The sequence below is a fragment of the Hyphomicrobium denitrificans 1NES1 genome (genome assembly GCF_000230975.2).
Lineage (GTDB): Bacteria > Pseudomonadota > Alphaproteobacteria > Rhizobiales > Hyphomicrobiaceae > Hyphomicrobium_B > Hyphomicrobium_B denitrificans_A.
In genome coordinates this window covers 785322-800824 of sequence record NC_021172.1, presented here as the reverse complement: position 1 = coordinate 800824, position 15503 = coordinate 785322, and the positions used below count along the sequence as shown (strand labels likewise).

17 protein-coding genes and 3 pseudogenes are annotated in these 15503 nt (G+C 56.3%); 11 read left to right on the top strand and 9 right to left on the bottom strand.

Features of this window, described 5'->3' with window-relative positions:
- Positions 1-5: 5 nt before the first annotated feature.
- Complete coding sequence (locus HYPDE_RS18650; RefSeq protein ID WP_015597015.1) at positions 6-209, top strand: NADH ubiquinone oxidoreductase 20 kDa subunit; 204 nt, start codon at positions 6-8, stop codon at positions 207-209.
- Here the strand turns inward: HYPDE_RS18650 and HYPDE_RS03685 are convergent.
- Complete coding sequence (locus HYPDE_RS03685; protein WP_041319922.1) at positions 160-2238, bottom strand: molybdopterin-dependent oxidoreductase; 2079 nt, start codon at positions 2236-2238, stop codon at positions 160-162. The genes HYPDE_RS18650 and HYPDE_RS03685 overlap by 50 nt on opposite strands.
- A gap of 191 nt (positions 2239-2429) precedes the next feature.
- On the opposite strand from HYPDE_RS03685, the gene HYPDE_RS19030 reads away from it, so the two are divergent.
- Positions 2430-2813, top strand: coding sequence for a hypothetical protein (locus tag HYPDE_RS19030; RefSeq protein ID WP_144061176.1), 384 nt, complete (start codon positions 2430-2432; stop codon positions 2811-2813).
- A gap of 365 nt (positions 2814-3178) precedes the next feature.
- Here the strand turns inward: HYPDE_RS19030 and HYPDE_RS03680 are convergent, their stop codons facing one another.
- The 4 genes from HYPDE_RS03680 to HYPDE_RS03665 all read right to left on the bottom strand — a co-directional run bounded on the left by HYPDE_RS03680 (position 3179) and on the right by HYPDE_RS03665 (position 5399).
- Entirely contained in the window at positions 3179-3652 is a 474-nt protein-coding gene (locus tag HYPDE_RS03680) for a GNAT family N-acetyltransferase (RefSeq protein ID WP_015597013.1), read from the bottom strand.
- Between the two features lie 19 nt (positions 3653-3671).
- On the bottom strand, positions 3672-4193 hold the full coding sequence (locus tag HYPDE_RS03675; protein ID WP_041319920.1) for a GlcG/HbpS family heme-binding protein: 522 nt from the start codon (positions 4191-4193) through the stop codon (positions 3672-3674).
- Between the two features lie 102 nt (positions 4194-4295).
- Positions 4296-5003 carry a cytochrome c biogenesis CcdA family protein gene (locus HYPDE_RS03670; protein WP_015597011.1) on the bottom strand — a complete coding sequence of 236 codons (708 nt, stop codon included), beginning with the start codon at positions 5001-5003 and terminating at the stop codon, positions 4296-4298.
- A 3-nt stretch (positions 5004-5006) separates the two neighbouring features.
- Positions 5007-5399, bottom strand: a complete 393-nt coding sequence (locus HYPDE_RS03665; protein ID WP_015597010.1) for a thioredoxin family protein — start codon at positions 5397-5399, stop codon at positions 5007-5009.
- Between the two features lie 655 nt (positions 5400-6054).
- Here HYPDE_RS03665 and HYPDE_RS03660 point away from each other — a divergent pair.
- The 5 genes and pseudogenes from HYPDE_RS03660 to HYPDE_RS18645 all read left to right on the top strand — a co-directional run bounded on the left by HYPDE_RS03660 (position 6055) and on the right by HYPDE_RS18645 (position 9520).
- Positions 6055-6999 carry a metallophosphoesterase family protein gene (locus HYPDE_RS03660; RefSeq protein WP_015597009.1) on the top strand — a complete coding sequence of 315 codons (945 nt, stop codon included), beginning with the start codon at positions 6055-6057 and terminating at the stop codon, positions 6997-6999.
- A 12-nt stretch (positions 7000-7011) separates the two neighbouring features.
- Positions 7012-7377 (top strand): c-type cytochrome, encoded by a 366-nt coding sequence (locus tag HYPDE_RS03655; RefSeq protein ID WP_015597008.1) that lies wholly within the window; start codon positions 7012-7014, stop codon positions 7375-7377.
- A 44-nt stretch (positions 7378-7421) separates the two neighbouring features.
- Complete coding sequence (locus HYPDE_RS03650) at positions 7422-7964, top strand: sigma-70 family RNA polymerase sigma factor (RefSeq protein WP_015597007.1); 543 nt, start codon at positions 7422-7424, stop codon at positions 7962-7964.
- Complete coding sequence (locus HYPDE_RS03645) at positions 7961-8764, top strand: anti-sigma factor family protein (RefSeq protein WP_015597006.1); 804 nt, start codon at positions 7961-7963, stop codon at positions 8762-8764. The genes HYPDE_RS03650 and HYPDE_RS03645 overlap by 4 nt, the downstream gene beginning before the upstream one ends.
- A 133-nt stretch (positions 8765-8897) precedes the next feature.
- Positions 8898-9520, top strand: a pseudogene (locus HYPDE_RS18645) (tyrosine-type recombinase/integrase).
- A 420-nt stretch (positions 9521-9940) separates the two neighbouring features.
- On the opposite strand, the gene HYPDE_RS03630 reads toward HYPDE_RS18645, so the two are convergent.
- Positions 9941-11251, bottom strand: a complete 1311-nt coding sequence (locus tag HYPDE_RS03630) for a calcium-binding protein (protein ID WP_015597003.1) — start codon at positions 11249-11251, stop codon at positions 9941-9943.
- Between the two features lie 421 nt (positions 11252-11672).
- On the opposite strand from HYPDE_RS03630, the gene HYPDE_RS03625 reads away from it, so the two are divergent.
- Both HYPDE_RS03625 and HYPDE_RS03620 read left to right on the top strand, forming a co-directional pair.
- On the top strand, positions 11673-11954 hold the full coding sequence (locus HYPDE_RS03625) for a type II toxin-antitoxin system RelE/ParE family toxin (RefSeq protein ID WP_015597002.1): 282 nt from the start codon (positions 11673-11675) through the stop codon (positions 11952-11954).
- Between the two features lie 11 nt (positions 11955-11965).
- The gene (locus tag HYPDE_RS03620) at positions 11966-12295 is read left to right on the top strand and encodes a HigA family addiction module antitoxin (protein ID WP_015597001.1); all 330 of its coding nucleotides are present in this window, start codon (positions 11966-11968) and stop codon (positions 12293-12295) included.
- 66 nt (positions 12296-12361) lie between these two features.
- Here HYPDE_RS03620 and HYPDE_RS19480 read toward each other — a convergent pair whose 3' ends face one another.
- Positions 12362-12559 carry a hypothetical protein gene (locus HYPDE_RS19480; protein WP_015597000.1) on the bottom strand — a complete coding sequence of 66 codons (198 nt, stop codon included), beginning with the start codon at positions 12557-12559 and terminating at the stop codon, positions 12362-12364.
- A gap of 412 nt (positions 12560-12971) precedes the next feature.
- On the opposite strand from HYPDE_RS19480, the pseudogene HYPDE_RS03610 reads away from it, so the two are divergent.
- Positions 12972-13433 (top strand): annotated as a pseudogene (locus HYPDE_RS03610) (DUF6508 domain-containing protein).
- A gap of 444 nt (positions 13434-13877) precedes the next feature.
- On the opposite strand, the gene HYPDE_RS03605 reads toward HYPDE_RS03610, so the two are convergent.
- On the bottom strand, positions 13878-14111 hold the full coding sequence (locus tag HYPDE_RS03605) for a TonB-dependent receptor (RefSeq protein WP_015596996.1): 234 nt from the start codon (positions 14109-14111) through the stop codon (positions 13878-13880).
- Between the two features lie 23 nt (positions 14112-14134).
- Positions 14135-14366 (bottom strand): annotated as a pseudogene (locus HYPDE_RS18640) (DUF488 domain-containing protein); the annotation flags it as partial.
- A gap of 175 nt (positions 14367-14541) precedes the next feature.
- Between HYPDE_RS18640 and HYPDE_RS03600 the strand changes: the two are divergent.
- Positions 14542-15255, top strand: a complete 714-nt coding sequence (locus HYPDE_RS03600) for an FAD-dependent oxidoreductase (RefSeq protein ID WP_015596995.1) — start codon at positions 14542-14544, stop codon at positions 15253-15255.
- Positions 15256-15503: the final 248 nt, after the last annotated feature.

Genomic DNA, 15503 nt, shown 5'->3' with positions numbered 1-15503 from the left:
ACCAGGTGGCCGTCGGCGCCTGTGCGTGCACGGGCGGTGTTTTTGCTGGAAGCTACGCTTGCATCGGACCGGTATCTGCCGTCGTCCCCGTCGACGTGACGGTGCCAGGATGCCTTCCGCCGCCAGTGAACAGCTTTCTAGGCTCGCTCACGCCCATGGTTACGTGGCAAGAAGCTCGCGTTTTGTCAAATCGCAGGCGATTCCTCTAAGCGCGTTGCTGCCGGATACAACGTCGAAGCATTCTCCATCCATAACTGCATTGTAGTTGATGTTTTGATCTGCACGCCACCAGCCGTAGTGAGCCCAAATCGTTCCGGCGGAAAGTCCGGAATTTATCGTGGCACGGAAGTACACTTCGCCAACCGCAGTGCGAATGACAATAGTATCACCAGGTCTGACCTTCCGAGCCGCCGCCACATCCGGGGCGAGTTCGGCCACGGGCTCTGGCTCTAGCTTTCGCAATGTCTCGATCTGATGAAACTGGCTGTGGCAGTAGGGAACGGTCTTTCCAGACGTGAGAAGAAACGGAAATTCTGGCGGGCTTGCGGGCGGCTCCCATATAGGCAGTGCGTCTTCACCCAAGCGAGCCAAAGCTTTTGACCATAATGTGATCACTGGGAGCTGGCCTTTAACGTCAAGGTTTGTAGCTGTAAGTCCTCTTTCGTGAGAGCGCAGCGCCTCAACGCTTAGCCCGCTTGGGGCGAGGATGTGGGCGAGACCGGCTTCCTGATCTCCGTTGAAGAAGTCCTCAGAAAGCCCGAGCACACGGGCAAGATCAAAAACGATCGCAGTGTCGGATCGCGCGTCTCCGGGCGGGCGTACAAGTGCCCGACGCAGCTGAACGTGAGCTTCTGCCGCTTCGTCCACGAAAAATCCGGCCTGTAACCCTTGGCGTTCCCAGCATGAGGCGGCGGGAAGCAACAGATCAGCCCAACGAGCAGACGGCGTCTCGAACAACTCGCTTTGAATGAAAAAATCCAATTTCGCGAGAGCGGCCTCAGCGTACTGTGTGGCGGGTTTCGAAACGATAAAATTGCCGCCAAAGGCTACTAAGGCTCGAATTGGATAAGGTTGCTCGGAGACGATGGTGCGGAAAAGATCGCGCGTGGTTATCCAACCCCGAGACGGCGGCCCGAGCGGGCGCTCTTTGATTCCTAGAGTTCTATCGCGGAGGTGAGGCGCGACCTGGTCAAATGCAGCAATATCGTTCAACCGTGGTTTGGCAAACCAGCGATTTCCGCCGGGTTGCCCAAGACTGCCGGTGAGCGCATAGAACAGACTAATGCATCGGGCAGTGACGGTTGCCTGCTGCTGCTGGCAGGTGCCAGCCCAAGTATAAAGAGAAACTGGTTTTGCTTCGGCGATCATAGTGGCAGTACGGTAAAGCAATTCCTCTGACACGCCGGTCACCGATGCGACGCGCCCAGGCGGCCACTGGGCAGCGTGTTCGGTGAGGCGCTCAAGAACGGAACACTCCCCGTCCGGACAAGGAGAAAATGCGTCGGAGTGCAGACGTAGGAAATCAAGGTCCACCCCGCCTTTTGTTAGCATGAGGTGAATGAGGCCAAGCGCCAGCGCAGCGTCCGAGCCGGGCTTCACAGCCAGCCAAATGTCAGCATGAGAGGCCAACCCGCTTCGACGCGGATCAACGACAATAAGATTCGCTCCACGCCTTTGTGCCGCGCGAATCCGTTCGGCGTGCGCGAGCCAGGTCGCGGCGGGATTGCTTCCCCAAAGTAGTATCGTTTTCGTTCGAGCATAATCTGGCATGCCGAAGCTTCTGCCCCAGGTGAGAGAGGGGCTGAAATCTCGGTGCCAGTTGCAGTTCTCGGTGGCAAAAACGAGATTTGGGCTACCCCAAATATGCACGAGCCGAAGTATCCAATCGAAACTATCAGCGACCGCTGTGCCACTAGGTGTCGTTACGGCGAAAGCCGTACTCTCTGGTCCGGCAGCTCTTAAGCGTTCACCGGCGAGCGACAAAGCTTCGTTCCAGTCGATAGGACGCCAGCCAGGGTCTGGATCACCTTTCGGCCGGGTGCGAAGAAGCGGCCGCGTCAGTCGGTCAGGGTGGGTCACAAGCTGCGGGGCCGTCTTTGCCTTGACGCAAATTGCGCGGCCGGTGGGATGATCGTGATCAGCACTGACCCGAACAAGCTTGCCATCCTCAACGGTCGCTAAGCACCCGCAACGCGATATGCACAAGGCGCAATAGGTCGAGAAAGTCTGACGTACCATGGAAAAGAAGATATAGGGCTTAACCGGCGATGGCAGCTTAACTTTTAGAAAACGCTCGCGTAACAATCAACAGATTGGCAAACAAGGGGCACTGTGGTCTGCCCCACGTCACGATACCAGGCACTAAGTTAGAATCCGGCCGTCATTGGCCAGCGTCGGGGCTGGCCGAAGCAGAGCGTAGGGCAGACCGGATGCTGGCGGCAAGATCGCTTCTGGAGCCGGCGGGCAGCGCGTTACCGGCCGAGCTTCGCCCCGTGCATTACAACATCGTTGAACTTCGCAATAAACGCTACGCTCACAACGATGCCCACGACTCGATAACCGGAAGCTTAGAGATCGGTTTCGAAGGTGGGAAGTTCGACGTCGGAGTCAATTTCAATATGGGCTTTCATGTAGGGGGCGCGCTCGAATGGGAGCCTCTCGTTGTATTTCTTGACGAGTTGATGTTCCGTCGACTTCACGTGCAACTTGAGAAGCTGAAGGAGAAAACGGGTCGCGAATGGATCTTCCCTAGCGGTCCACCTCCAAAATGGGTCTCGCCAGACCCAGACAGTTCAACTCCTGCCAAAGGATGATGGCTTAAAAGTCGTTCTTTAGGGCATCGCATTCATTGCGGTGGTTGGGAGCGGTTTCCTTAGGTAGATCCAAACGGACGAGAAAGGTCAGTCTGATTTGGATGGCAGCAACCGTCCCGTACGAATTAATCAATCGAACCATCAAGTCGAAGCGGTTGGGGGATGGCGCTCCGGAACGCTCGGCAGCAGACCTTCTCAAAGTCCTCTTTGAGTAGTCGCCGCCAATTAGCAATGTCCTGCTGACGTCTGCTCTCCTCGGCTAGGCAGACGTCCTCGACGGGCTACCGCTGGGGCCTCGCATATCGGGTGCAATGTCGACAAATGGGATTTTTGCATCCGGTACCAAGTGAGTTAAAGGCCGAAAGTTAACCAGTTCGAACGAGAGCGTCTGAGCTTTGAATGTTTGCTTCACTACAACACTTCTCTAATTGGACTTGATCGCGGTTTGCCAACTCGTACCCCTTTTCACGAGTAAAGAAATCCCGCGCCACATTAAAAATGCGAAACCCTCTCCTCATGTAGAACGTGACGTTATCCGTCTCCCAGGCCCCTGTGCAGACGGTAAGCCGACGATTGGAGTTTAGGCGACAATAGTCAGTCGCCTCGTCGATAAGCAACGTTCCAATACCTTGCCGTTGGCGTTCTGGAATAACCGCCAAGCTGACGATCTCAGCTTCCTGCTGCTCTTCCGAAATCTGGAGCAACCCGACGATTGACCCTTCACTGCGCGCCACAAGGACGTGTCCGATTTCATAATAGCTGAGGATATGAACCTCCGACTCGTCTGCCAACCGAAACAATGGCAGCAAGGTGAGACGGTCGCCTTCATAAGGCTGCACTTGTATGTTCGCCTTCGTTTCACTTTGTGAGGCGATCTTTGATTTTCGCCAAGCCAGCCTCCGCGCACATTTCATCCTTATCGCCTCCGGGGGCTCCGCCGACTCCGATCGCAGCAATAACTTCATCACCGTCCTTGATGGCTACTGCGCCCGGAAGCAAAAAGATGTTGGGCAGCGTCGCGTAGGTGGACGCGAACGGATTAGTTTTCAGCGCCGCAACCCATTCGCTGAGCTTGGTGAAATGGAAAAGTGACGCATATGCCACTGTCGTATAGGCTTTGCGAAAGCTCGCATCCTTCGTGTGACTGGCGCTGAAATCGCCCGTGGCCTGCAGTTTGATTTTACCGGTAGCGTCAACGATAGAGACGCTGACGGGCCAACCTTTTTCTCGGCATACGCGGACCGCCTCGTTCGCCGCATCCATCGCCAGGTCTAAGCTCAGGAAGCGGCCAGATTCCTGTACTTGCGCAAGCGCACTGCCCGCGTGCAACACGAATGGCATAACGCCTGCAGCTGCAATTGCAATTCCTCGTTGGTTCATCGGTTTAGTTCTCTCTTCTCATTCGGATATGGCGAGCGGCGAGCAGCCAAGAGCGCGCTCGAAAAACTGGCCAAATTGGTTGGAGTGGGACGGTGCTCACGGCTATACGGACGTCGTAATCTGCGTCAGCCACGTCGGCGATAGTTCAAGCAGCTTGGTTTCGACGACTTTATCGAGTCCTGTCAAAACGAGCGATGCAGAAACCAGGAGTAGCCCACCAAGCACGAGCTTGCCATTCGTTCCGGCGTTGGCGAGCCTCCCCCGCATGCTTGCTAGCTTCTCGCGCGAAAGAATGCCTACTGCGAGAAGAGGCAACGCCGCTCCCAATCCGAAGGCACCCATCGTCAGCGCCACCTCGGTAAAATTCTTGCCTTGCGAAGCTAAGACCGATGCCGCTCCCAGCGTCGGTCCAATGCAGGGGCTCCAAACAGCCCCCAGTAGTAGGCCCAACAGGAACTGTCCACCCAAGCCAGAACTATCAATCCCGCCGAAGCGACTCTCCGTCCAGGCGCTGATGGGGCTGGCCAGTACAGAAAATCCCACATGAAGTCGCGGAACTATTAATACCATTCCAAAGATGGCGAGAAGGGCTGCAGCGAGCATGCGAAACAATCCTTCTGTCAATCCGAGTGAAAATCCGACGGTTGCGACGAACATACCGATCGTGGTGAAGGAAATCGCAAGCCCGGCCGCAAGCGCGGCAGGACCATAGCGATGCTCGCTAAACGCAGATCCGAATACAATCGGCAGCAAAGGGAGGACGCACGGTGACAACGATGAAAGCAAGCCGGCAATGATGGCCAGTAGCATGGCCTAGTTCCGTGTCGATCGTAAAAGATCTTCAATCTGCTGCGTGTCGGTGATGCCAACCGCCCTGCCCGTCTCTTTGTCCCCCCTGAAGGCTATCAACGTGCTTTGTTTGGTCGCTTTCAACGCTCTCAGCGCGTCCGGCTGATGATCAAAGTCGATTTGAAAAACTTCGATTTCATCGTATGCGGGATTCGATTTCAGATGATCAAGGACCCGATGCTGGGCCTTACAATACGGGCACCATGGTGCAAACACGTCGACCAAAATTGGTTTTCCCCGCGACTGCGCATCTTCAAAGGCTTTTGTATTAAATGGCTTGGTTTCGAACGCGAACGACGAGGACGCACCGACGGACAACGCGAAAAATGCACCCAAGAGAATTGTAAAAACACGCATTTGGAAGCTCCCGTAATGATTACGAGGGGCTTTACGTTGGCTTGGCGGGAGTCGTTACAGTCAACTCGAAGCTAGGGCAGCCAGAGTATCCTCTGTGCCTTAGTCACCACGCCACGCTCCGTAGTCCGCTCACTTAATAACCGACACGAACGGCGTGAGGAAGAAACCCGCCTAAACTACTGTGAAGAAAGACTGCTATCGGCATCGACCACCGATCGACCTTCAGTCGTTCGAGCTTTCTCGCGATTGTCTGAATGCCGCCATTAGCCTAATGGCGCTTAAGGCCAGCAGCGGACTGCGTCATAGCGCTCGCAATCACATATCTAGATGATATGTTCGGCTCCAGGTTCACCGTGACAAAAATTTCAGCAGATCTTCAAACTGACCTGGAAATTTTCGTCAACGCCGACTGCTGCGTGCGTGTTCGATATTCGACACAAGCAGCACAAAGCTTGAGATACCGGGACATGGGTTTTCCTTTTTCAATTGGGTCCAACAATCTGACTAGACTCGCCGGTGCGGAGCCTTACTGCCGTAATTGCTGGGCGCGCGAGGCAATGACCAAATTTTTTCGCTGACGGCGGAATAAAGCGCCGAACCCCTGAGTCTTGCCCTTCGAATGACGATGTCACGACTTACAGAAGGGAATTCTCTCATGGACGATAGCGCTAATGATCCCAAGCTCAATCGACGGCATGCACTGGAATGCATGCTTTGGGCAGGCACGGGTGTCCTTTGGACAGTGGCCGGCGGGGTCCCCAAGTCGCTTTCGTTGCTCGATGATGCGCAAGCGGCTGCGGCGGCAACGAGCGGCTTCACCTTCATGCAAATTTCCGACAGCCATGTCGGATTCGACAAGCCGGCCAATCCTCACGCGATAGACACACTGAAAGAAGCTGTCGGCCGAATCGATGCACTGCCGACAAAACCAGCCTTCCTGTTACACACCGGCGATATTACGCACAGCGCAAAGCCCGCAGAATTCGATGACGCGAACCAGATCATCAGCGGCACGCGTCTCAACGTGCACTATGTTCCGGGCGAGCATGACATTACCGACCCTGCGACCGAGAAAGCTTATCTCGAACGCTATGGCAAACACACGAAAGGCGGCGGCTGGTACAGCTTCGATGCCAATGGCGTGCACTTCGTCGGGCTCAACAACATCGTCGATTTGAAGCAGTTCGGATTGGGATACCTCGGACACGAGCAGCTTGAATGGCTCGAGGATGATTTGCGACCGCTGAAGTCTTCGACGCCGATCGTCGTCTTCGCGCATATCCCGCTATGGTCGGTCTATCCGAGCTGGGGATGGGGGACGGACGATGCTGCCGTAGCGCTAAGCTACCTGAAGCGTTTCGGATCGGTGACCGTCCTCAACGGCCACATTCATCAGCTCATGCAGAAGGTCGAAGGGAACGTGACGTTTCATACCGCACGATCCACGGCCTTCCCACAGCCGGAGCCCGGTACAGCGCCTTCCCCCGGGCCACTCCGGGTGCCGGCTGACAAACTTCGCAGCGTGCTCGGCATCACCAGCGTCGCGTTCAAGAGGAATAATTTGCCGCTGGCCATAACCGACACGTCATTGGCTGACTGAGGGTTTTTCGACATGATGCAGATATTGAAATGCGTCGCTGTCGCGGCGCTTGGCCTGGTTGTTTCCGGTCGCGCACTGGCGGCTGACGTATCGCACGGTGAAGAGGTCTATCAGAGCTGCCAGGACTGTCATTCGCTGGACACGAACGATCTCGGACCGAAACATCGCGGGGTGTTCGGCAGGAAGGCCGGCTCAGTTCTGGACTACAACTACTCTCCCGCCTTGAAGAATTCGGGCTTGACGTGGACCGAGGAGACACTCGACAAGTGGTTGACCGACCCGCAGAAGCTCGTTCCCGGTTCGAAAATGTTCTTTCATCTCGATGCGGCAAAGGATCGTGCGGACGTCATCGAATACCTGAAGGAACGGGCGCGTTAGCTCGCATCAATCATTCTGTTCAAGTAATGCCTGCGTGAGGCGGCATGGACGACAAGCAACGATTTGCAGAAGTGGTGCTGCCGCACGTTGACGACGCGCTCGCTTTGGCGCGTTGGCTTACGGGCAATTGCGCCGATGCCGAAGATGTTCTGCAGGACGCCTGCATACGTGCCTTCCGCGCGATTTCATCCGTCGGCGATGATGCTCCGCGTGCGTGGTTTCTCGCCATTGTCCGCAACACGGCCTTTACCTGGATGGCGAAGAACCGACCCAAGGCCATGATAACGACCGATGACGAAGGAACGTTCGAACGGGCAAGCTTGGAAATGGTCGGACCGAAATCCTCGCCGGAAGCCATGTTGATCGAGAAAGCGGATGCCGAGCACATCCATCATGCCATCGCGGCATTGCCTGTCGCTTATCGCGAGGTCTTGGTGCTCAGAGAGATCGAGGGCCTTAGCTATCAGGAAGTCGCGAAAGTTCTTTCGATCCCCATTGGAACAGTGATGTCGCGTCTTGCGCGTGCCCGCAACCTTCTCATTCAGCGCATCGGAATGGCAGGCACCGGAAAGGCGGGTGTCGCATGATCAAACCAACGGCATGGTCCTCGCGGGAGGAATCGCTTCTTCTGCTGAATGCTTATATCGATAATGAACTTGATGCGGCCTCGGCGCTGGACGTAGAGCGGCGTCTGGCAAGCGACGCCACACTCAAAGCCGAATACGATCGATTGAAGCAGCTGCAGAGCGCGCTACAGTCACAAATCGCAACGGAGCGCGCCTCGGATGATCTGAAGAGTCGTATTGCGCAAATTGCGGATCCTCCGGGCGCGGTCATCGTTCCGCTTCGCTCATCATTTCAAAGGCGTGATGGTTGGGGGCGGTTGGCCGCGGCTGCGGCGCTGGCGGCTTTCGTCGCGGGGGCTGGTATGTATGGTATCCTGCGTCAGGATCCGGTCTCCAATGATGTGGCAGCAATCGTCGCCGATCACCGGCGTGCCTTGCTGGCGGCGACACCCTACGACGTCGCATCAAGCGATCGGCATACGGTAAAACCCTGGTTTGATAGCAAGCTTGCACTCTCGCCGCAGGTGGTCGATCTCGCATCTTCAGGATTTCCGCTGGCGGGAGGGCGCGTCGAAATTCTGGACGGAAAGGCCGTTCCGGTCCTGGTTTATCGTCGCCGCGCCCACGTCATCAGCGTCGTTGCTGTACCCAGCGGCCGAACAAATGCGACATCTTCGCCGTCGGTTGCGGAAACGCGCGATGGTTATTCCGTGATCCGTTGGCGTGGACGCGATTTCGATTATTTCGCCGTCTCCGATATCGCCGATGGCGAGCTCAGCGAGTTCGTTGCACACTGGCGCGACGCTGCCAACGCTCGTTGACCGTCGACGTCTGCTATGGGTCAAAAGCGTCTGCCGCTAACCAAGCTACGGAAGTTTTAGCCCGAATCCGGCCGTCGGGCGTAGGTGCTGCCGCGGAGCATGTTCGTTTGTCTCTCTAAAAAGGAGACAAATCATGGAACAGGAACATGCCCGAAAGACAGTGACCCGAGTACCTTGGAATAAGGCAAGCTCGTCGGCGTGAAGCCGCCCCTGCGGCCTAGCCACGTCTGGTCGATCCGGACCAAGCTGCAAATCGAGGGAAGAAGAGAGATCTCGCGCTCTTCAACCTAGCGATCGACAGCAAGCTTCGCGGCTGTGACGTAGTTGCCGTCCGCGTCGATGATGTTGCGCCGAGTGGATACTCGATGGACCGCGCAACCATCCGGCAGAAGAAAACCGGCAGGCCGGTACGGTTTGAGCTGACCGATCAGACACGCCAGGCCATCGACGAGTATCTGCGCTTGACCGGACGCAAGCCGGGCCAGTTCCTCGTCGCTGGTCGTGGCGACAGAGGCGGGCTTACAACGCGGCAGTACGCGTTTGGTGCTGGAGTGGATCGCCAGCATCGGCCTGGACCCAGCGAAGTTCGGCACGCACTTGCTGCGCCGGACAAAGGCGGTGCTCATCTACCGGCGGACTGGAAACCTTCGGGCTGTCCAACTCTTGCTTGGGCATTCCAAGATTGAAAGCACAGTCAGATATCTCGGCATCGAGGTCGACAACGCGATTGAGATCGCCGAGAAGATCGATATCTGATCCTCTGACGCCATGCCCCTAAGACCGGACGCCGTCGGCGGCGCTCTTGCGTCGCCGATTGTCTTGATGCCGATGTCAGCTATTGGGACGATCGCCCGTGTGTGATGCACTATGCCCCATCCCGTCCTCGGCAGCTTTCTCTGCGGAGCCGGCTTAGACGCGCGGCTAACGGCGCCTTGGCTTAAGAGTGAATCAACGTCAAACCGACGCTGAGCTGCTTGGATTGCTCAATTCGCAAGCTCCGGTTTGTAGTGACTCGGCCCACCACATTAGCTCCCAAACATTCTGCGGTAGGCCTCATGGTTACGAGGCCTCACTTGTTTTCAAGCAGCTATGATTTCGGCGTAGGTAAACAGCAAGGAGTTCTCGTTGGAACATTTGAGCGAGAATCCGCTGGAACCCTCGCTCGAATGACAAATGTCAAACGATCGTAAAATCGCTTGCCGCCAACGTCGTCAGCCCGGGAGACAAATGGGCAAACAGGACAGCTGGAGCGGATCCGGTGCCGTCAGGATCGTACATCAGGTCTCCCGTCGTCGAATTGTAAATAATGTGATCGTCTGAATCATGCGCGGCGGTGCCGATGTAGAAGGCGGAAGCCGGCAACGCGATGTTCTGCGTTGTCCCGAGAGCCGTGAAGATCGCATTGTCGAGCTTGATCTTATCCGAGCCACGCGTGAAGTCAGTGATCGTGTCGACGTTGGTCGAAGCATTGAGCGCCGTGTTGAAGACGAAGGAGTCGGCGCCCGAGCCGCCCGTCAAGGTGTCATTGCCGAGACCGCCATTGAGGGTGTCCGCGCCGGTATTGCCGATGATCGTGTTGTTGAACTCATTGCCGGTGAGCGTCAGGCCAGTCGAGCCGGCATTGCCCCGTAGGAATTCGATTTCCTGGCCGGCCGCCAGCGTATAGCTGACGCTCGCGTAAACCGTGTCGCTGCCACCCTGGTAGCCTTCGGTCACGACGTCGGCGGCGTTGTCGACATAGTAGGTATCATTGCCGCCGTGGCCGATCATGGTATCGATACCGGAACCACCATTCAAGGTATTGGCGAGCGCGTTACCCGTTGCATTGATCGCCGCCGCCCCCGTCAACGTCAGGTTCTCAACATTGGACCCGAGCGTGTAGGTCACCGATGAGAGAACGGTATCGGTTCCGGCACTCGAGGCCTCGCTCACCACATCGGTCGTGTTCTGGATGATGTAGGTATCGTTGCCTGCGCCACCCGCCAACGCGTTGGTGCCGGAGTTGCCAGTCAAGATATTGTTGAGCGCGTTGCCGGTGCCGTTGATATTCGCTGTTCCCGTCAGCGTCAGGTTTTCGACGTTAGCAGCGAGAGTGTAGGTTACGGAAGAGAACACACTGTCGGTGCCTCCATTGGCCGCCTCAGTGACAATGTCACCGGTGTCTTGGACGTAGTAGGTGTCGTTGCCGGCACCGCCGGTCAAGACGTTGCTGACTCCCGCCGACCCGGTCAGCGTGTCGTTATAGGCGCTGCCCGTCAGGTTCTCGAAGTTCAAGAGCGTGTCGGTACCCGATCCACCCGTCGCCTGCGCACCTGTCAAGCCCAACGACACCATCACGCCCGACATCGCTGTCGCGTAGCTCGCGGTATCGGTGCCCGCCCCACCGTCGAGAACGTTATTACCGGCATTAGCAGTGATGACGTTCGCAAGCGAGTTGCCGGTGCCGTTGTGGCGCGTAGGAGGCTGGGCCGACTTATTTGAGCGCAACCGTCAATAATGGCCACGAAACATTGTTGTGCTCATGTTCGATAAGCACCAAGGCTTCATGCCGTGTTTGGTCAGTGCATGCGTGCGGGAAGCATACTCCCAATTCCGTCGCTTGATCCGCCGCAGACTTCAAAAAATTAGCGCGCCGATCCTGGCCGCGCCGATCGCCCTTGCTAGCGCGGTCCGCCGAACACTCCCTAGCCCAGCTATATCTTGGCCTGCGCATAGGCTCGGGTGTTCACCAATATCGCGAGACTGCAGCCTTCCATGGTAAGGAAAACGCACGCCGATCTGAACCCGGCGTGGGTCCCTGCATCGCCCCTGTTTGCCACCTCGGGACGGGAAGTCTGGCGCATCGCCTTCCGGATGGTAAGGGTCGACTGTCTGTTGACGATACGTGATCCGTATTATATATTACGGCATGATAATCGATTTCGCCTCGAAAGCGACGGCTGAATTCTTCGCTACGGGAAAGACTAAGGAGGGTTGGCAAAACGTCAGCTCGGTGGCGAAGCGCAAACTCGACCAGCTTGCGAGCACAACGGCGTTGAGCGAACTGGCTGTTCCTCCTGGCAATCATTTGGAGGCATTGGCTGGTGACAGAGACGGCCAGCACTCGATCCGTATCAACGACCAATGGCGAGTTTGCTTCCGTTGGACGGAAGCGGGGCCGAGCGAAGTTGAGATTACGGATTACCACTGAGGAGAAAGGCGATGACGAAGAAATCCCATCCGGCACCGAGCCTGCTCGACATGAAGCGTGTTTCGACGCATCCAGGCGAAATGTTGGACGAAGAGTTCCTAAAGCCGCTCAACATGAGTGCGCGGTCGCTTGCCAAGGAAATCGGCGTTCCCGCTAATCGGCTGACGGAGCTGATCGCAGAGCGGCGCGGCATGACGGCAGATACGGCAATCCGGTTGGCGCGCTATTTCGGCGGCTCGGCAGAATTCTGGATGAACCTACAATCGATGTACGACTTGACCAAGGCGGTCGTCGAGAAGCGGAAAGTGTATACTGCAATCGTGGGGCGCAGGGCCGCGTAAGGCGTAGCTTCAGCGCCCGTTTTGCCTTGCTTGCGCGATCACGTTCAGGACTTAGGATGCCCGAGGTTATTTTGCGGAGTCTTTCTCCCACATCCGCCGTTCTGCCAGTTCCAGAAACGCCTCCCCGGTGTCGCGCAGAATACCGAGGTGGCCGAATGCATGGTGGCGGCGCAGGGTGACGTATACATAGCTACATAGCGCGGACCAGTCGATGAGCGTGCCGAATAGGGCTCCATCATAAAGATGTGGCCGGCAGGCCGTCATCTCCTTCCCTGCGAACCGCCTCAAGCAGTGACACATAAGAACAGGGAGAGAGTAAGAATGATAAACTCAACCGATCAGAACAAGGTCGACAATATCCGACGTGACAACCCGGATTCTCCAACTGTTACCTGACGTGGACACGCTTCTCGCCTGCGCGGCAGGCGGTGTCACGACGGAACAACTGAAGCGCTGATCGAAAAACGCGCAACCTCTTTAGGTGACGCGCGAATAGATCCCGGCATTTGTGCGAAATTCCGATTTCTGCAGCGAAAAACTGGCTGGACTTCTGATGAAAAGGACGCGTTAGTGTCGACGTCTGCGCCGCACGTTCCATTTTCTCCGAGCCGCAGAAGCAGTCCACCAGTAGGTCAAGGATTTACTGGTTCTTGATTCCGCGAGTCGGCCAAGCACGATGATCGAAAACAGCGACAACGTCTTTCACAAGGCCGATTTCCTGCCGCAACTCCGGGCGTTGACGCGTTATCTTCCAGCTCTGGAAAGCCCTGACTTCCACGCTGGCGCCATTACCTCTGGTCGGAATACCGAGTCCGGGGAGTTCATCATGCCGTATGTGGTCTACAGCGACATCGCCGAAGATTTCGTTGAATCCGCCTATGATAATGGCTGCGTTCTGACAGGGTTCAGATGGGCAGGCTGGGCGCACGCGGACGAAGCACAGTCGCTGTGCCATGATCCGTCGAAGCTCGCCCAAGCGACGCCCGAATAACTTTTGCGCCTGCTCACTGCTGTCATCCGACAGGAACGTTTTTGCGAGGGCGTACTACTGCGTGCATTTGAGTCGGGCTTAATGCTTGGTATCGTACGTCGCGCCGCGGCTATTCTCGATGACGAGGAAAGGCCTTCGCGAAGTTGATCTCCCGCCTCCGAGAGAAACCTCGGTCCGCGGCACGTCTTCATCGCCTGCGAGGCACGCTCTTGAGGGTCGCTGCCGTCTTGTTTTAGAAGGTAAGGCGCCGATCCCCGAAATTTTAATAGCCAGACCCGGCTATCGCGTCGCACTTATTGCCCTTCGGATTCTGTCTCCTGCATCCGACGTTCCGCCAGTTCTAGGAACGTCTCCCCGGTCTCGTGCAATATTCCGTGCTCGCCCGTGACTTCATGATAGCGGCGCAAGATGACATCGACGTAGCGGATCAAGCTCCAGGCCACGGCAGCAGCGGCGGGTCTTCTCTGCTGCGGCAACGATTTAATCGCCGTGCTTTGTCATCGATTGCCTCCCAGCCCATGCAAACTACGTGCAACTTCTTCCTTCGAGTAACAAACGAGGTGCGCACACACGTAGCTGCGCGGCTCGATTCTAAAAGGATAAAGTCAGCGAGACTAAGAAGGTCCTCGTTGCGCCAGGCAGCAGATTATCATTGCTGTCTGCAGAGACGATGTAGTTCTCGTTGAAGAGATTGGTGACGTTGAACTGCGCTCGGACGTAATCATTGATTTGGCAATAGAGCGCGGCGTCGACTGTGGTAAATTCCGGCAGCTTCACGCGATTGGTTGCCGGTTGGAGCGACGCGTAGGAGTTGGTGTGATGCACGACCCCAAGCCCAGCTGCCGCTAGTCTCGACTTCGACGCTGGAACTCATTCCAGTGTGTCGGCTCATAGCCGAACCAGTTGCGCAACTCGGTACTTGGGGCGATTTCCTTCATCCATTCATCGATCCCGGCCTCCGCCTTGCTGACGCCGCGCGGCCATAGACGGTCGACAAGAATACGGGTGCCATCGTTCGCCTTCGGGCTCGTAGGCGCGTTTCAGTTTCGAATGAGCTGTGGGAAATGATTGTCTCATCATGACGTAACTTCTTTGATGGAAGTTGTTCCTGGCCGATTTTATCTGAAACAGTACCAGTGCAAATCACTTCGGTCACGCATATCCGAATTCCCATGCTCAATATATTGCGATTAGCGGCTTAAATTCTCATATTTGAATAAGCCCCTGTTAAAACTGTATAGAAATGAGGTTGCCCATGAAATCCAATGTGAAACTGCTCAAAAAGGAAACTATCGCTCGCGATACCATGGCTTTCTCATTTGAGAAGCCGGAGAATTTCGAATTCCGGGCAGGACAATTTGCGGATTTCACGCTGATCAATCCGGCGGAGACGGATACCGAAGGCGATACGCGTGGTTTTTCGCTGGTGCACGCGCCGTTCGAGCCGAATTTGGTGGTTGCGACACGCATGCGCAATACCGCATACAAAAGATGCCTGAAGAACTTGCCCGTTGGCGCGGGAGTGGCCCTGGACGGACCGTACGGCGACTTTACCTTGCATAAGACGCAAGCGACGCCGGCGGCGTTTTTAATCGGCGGTATCGGCGTGACGCCGGTCCGGAGCATGATCGCCCAATCCCTTCATGACCGGACCGCGCATGAGATCACCTTACTGCATGCTTGCCGTACGTTCGAAGATTTTCCGTTCAAGGCGGAATTCGAACAACTCGCATCGAAACATCGGCGCATCACCTACGTGCCGGTCGCGTCCGAGTCGGCGCCGGATGACTGGCATGGCGAACGCGGCCGCGTCGACGAAGCAATGGTGATGAAATACGTCCCGGATCTGAACCGGCCAATCTATTATCTGGCCGGCCCCGAAGGCATGGTCAAGGCGATGCGCGAGTTACTCATCCGGCTGAACGTGAACGAAGACAACATTCGGACGGAAGAATTCGCGGGCTACTAAGCAATCCCCACGACACAATGTTTTCCTAAATCGCTTGCAGTTGAAAAAATTGGTGTAGAGCTTTCGATCTGCGCCAATTTCTTACCACTACGACAGCGTCCGGATGGCAAACCGCCGAACACCGTGTATTTGCTGAGGACTGATTAACCGCCGGCCGTACCAAGATTTATCCATCGGATTGTTCAATCCGGCAGCAAACCGATGCTGGCCCAGCTGCCGCTCCATCGGAAAGCAACTCATCTCACGCA

What these genes read in the sequence shown, in the direction of transcription:
- HYPDE_RS03650 (WP_015597007.1), top strand. Translation starts at nt 7,422, where the DNA reads ATGGACGACAAGCAACGATTTGCAGAAGTGGTGCTGCCGCACGTTGAC.
- HYPDE_RS03655 (WP_015597008.1), top strand. Translation starts at nt 7,012, where the DNA reads ATGATGCAGATATTGAAATGCGTCGCTGTCGCGGCGCTTGGCCTGGTT.
- HYPDE_RS03600 (WP_015596995.1), top strand. Translation starts at nt 14,542, where the DNA reads ATGAAATCCAATGTGAAACTGCTCAAAAAGGAAACTATCGCTCGCGAT.
- HYPDE_RS19480 (WP_015597000.1), bottom strand. Translation starts at nt 12,559, where the DNA reads ATGACGGCCTGCCGGCCACATCTTTATGATGGAGCCCTATTCGGCACG.
- HYPDE_RS03660 (WP_015597009.1), top strand. Translation starts at nt 6,055, where the DNA reads ATGGACGATAGCGCTAATGATCCCAAGCTCAATCGACGGCATGCACTG.
- HYPDE_RS03685 (WP_041319922.1), bottom strand. Translation starts at nt 2,238, where the DNA reads ATGGTACGTCAGACTTTCTCGACCTATTGCGCCTTGTGCATATCGCGT.
- HYPDE_RS03675 (WP_041319920.1), bottom strand. Translation starts at nt 4,193, where the DNA reads ATGAACCAACGAGGAATTGCAATTGCAGCTGCAGGCGTTATGCCATTC.
- HYPDE_RS03670 (WP_015597011.1), bottom strand. Translation starts at nt 5,003, where the DNA reads ATGCTACTGGCCATCATTGCCGGCTTGCTTTCATCGTTGTCACCGTGC.
- HYPDE_RS03665 (WP_015597010.1), bottom strand. Translation starts at nt 5,399, where the DNA reads ATGCGTGTTTTTACAATTCTCTTGGGTGCATTTTTCGCGTTGTCCGTC.
- HYPDE_RS03620 (WP_015597001.1), top strand. Translation starts at nt 11,966, where the DNA reads ATGACGAAGAAATCCCATCCGGCACCGAGCCTGCTCGACATGAAGCGT.
- HYPDE_RS03645 (WP_015597006.1), top strand. Translation starts at nt 7,961, where the DNA reads ATGATCAAACCAACGGCATGGTCCTCGCGGGAGGAATCGCTTCTTCTG.
- HYPDE_RS03625 (WP_015597002.1), top strand. Translation starts at nt 11,673, where the DNA reads ATGATAATCGATTTCGCCTCGAAAGCGACGGCTGAATTCTTCGCTACG.
- HYPDE_RS19030 (WP_144061176.1), top strand. Translation starts at nt 2,430, where the DNA reads ATGCTGGCGGCAAGATCGCTTCTGGAGCCGGCGGGCAGCGCGTTACCG.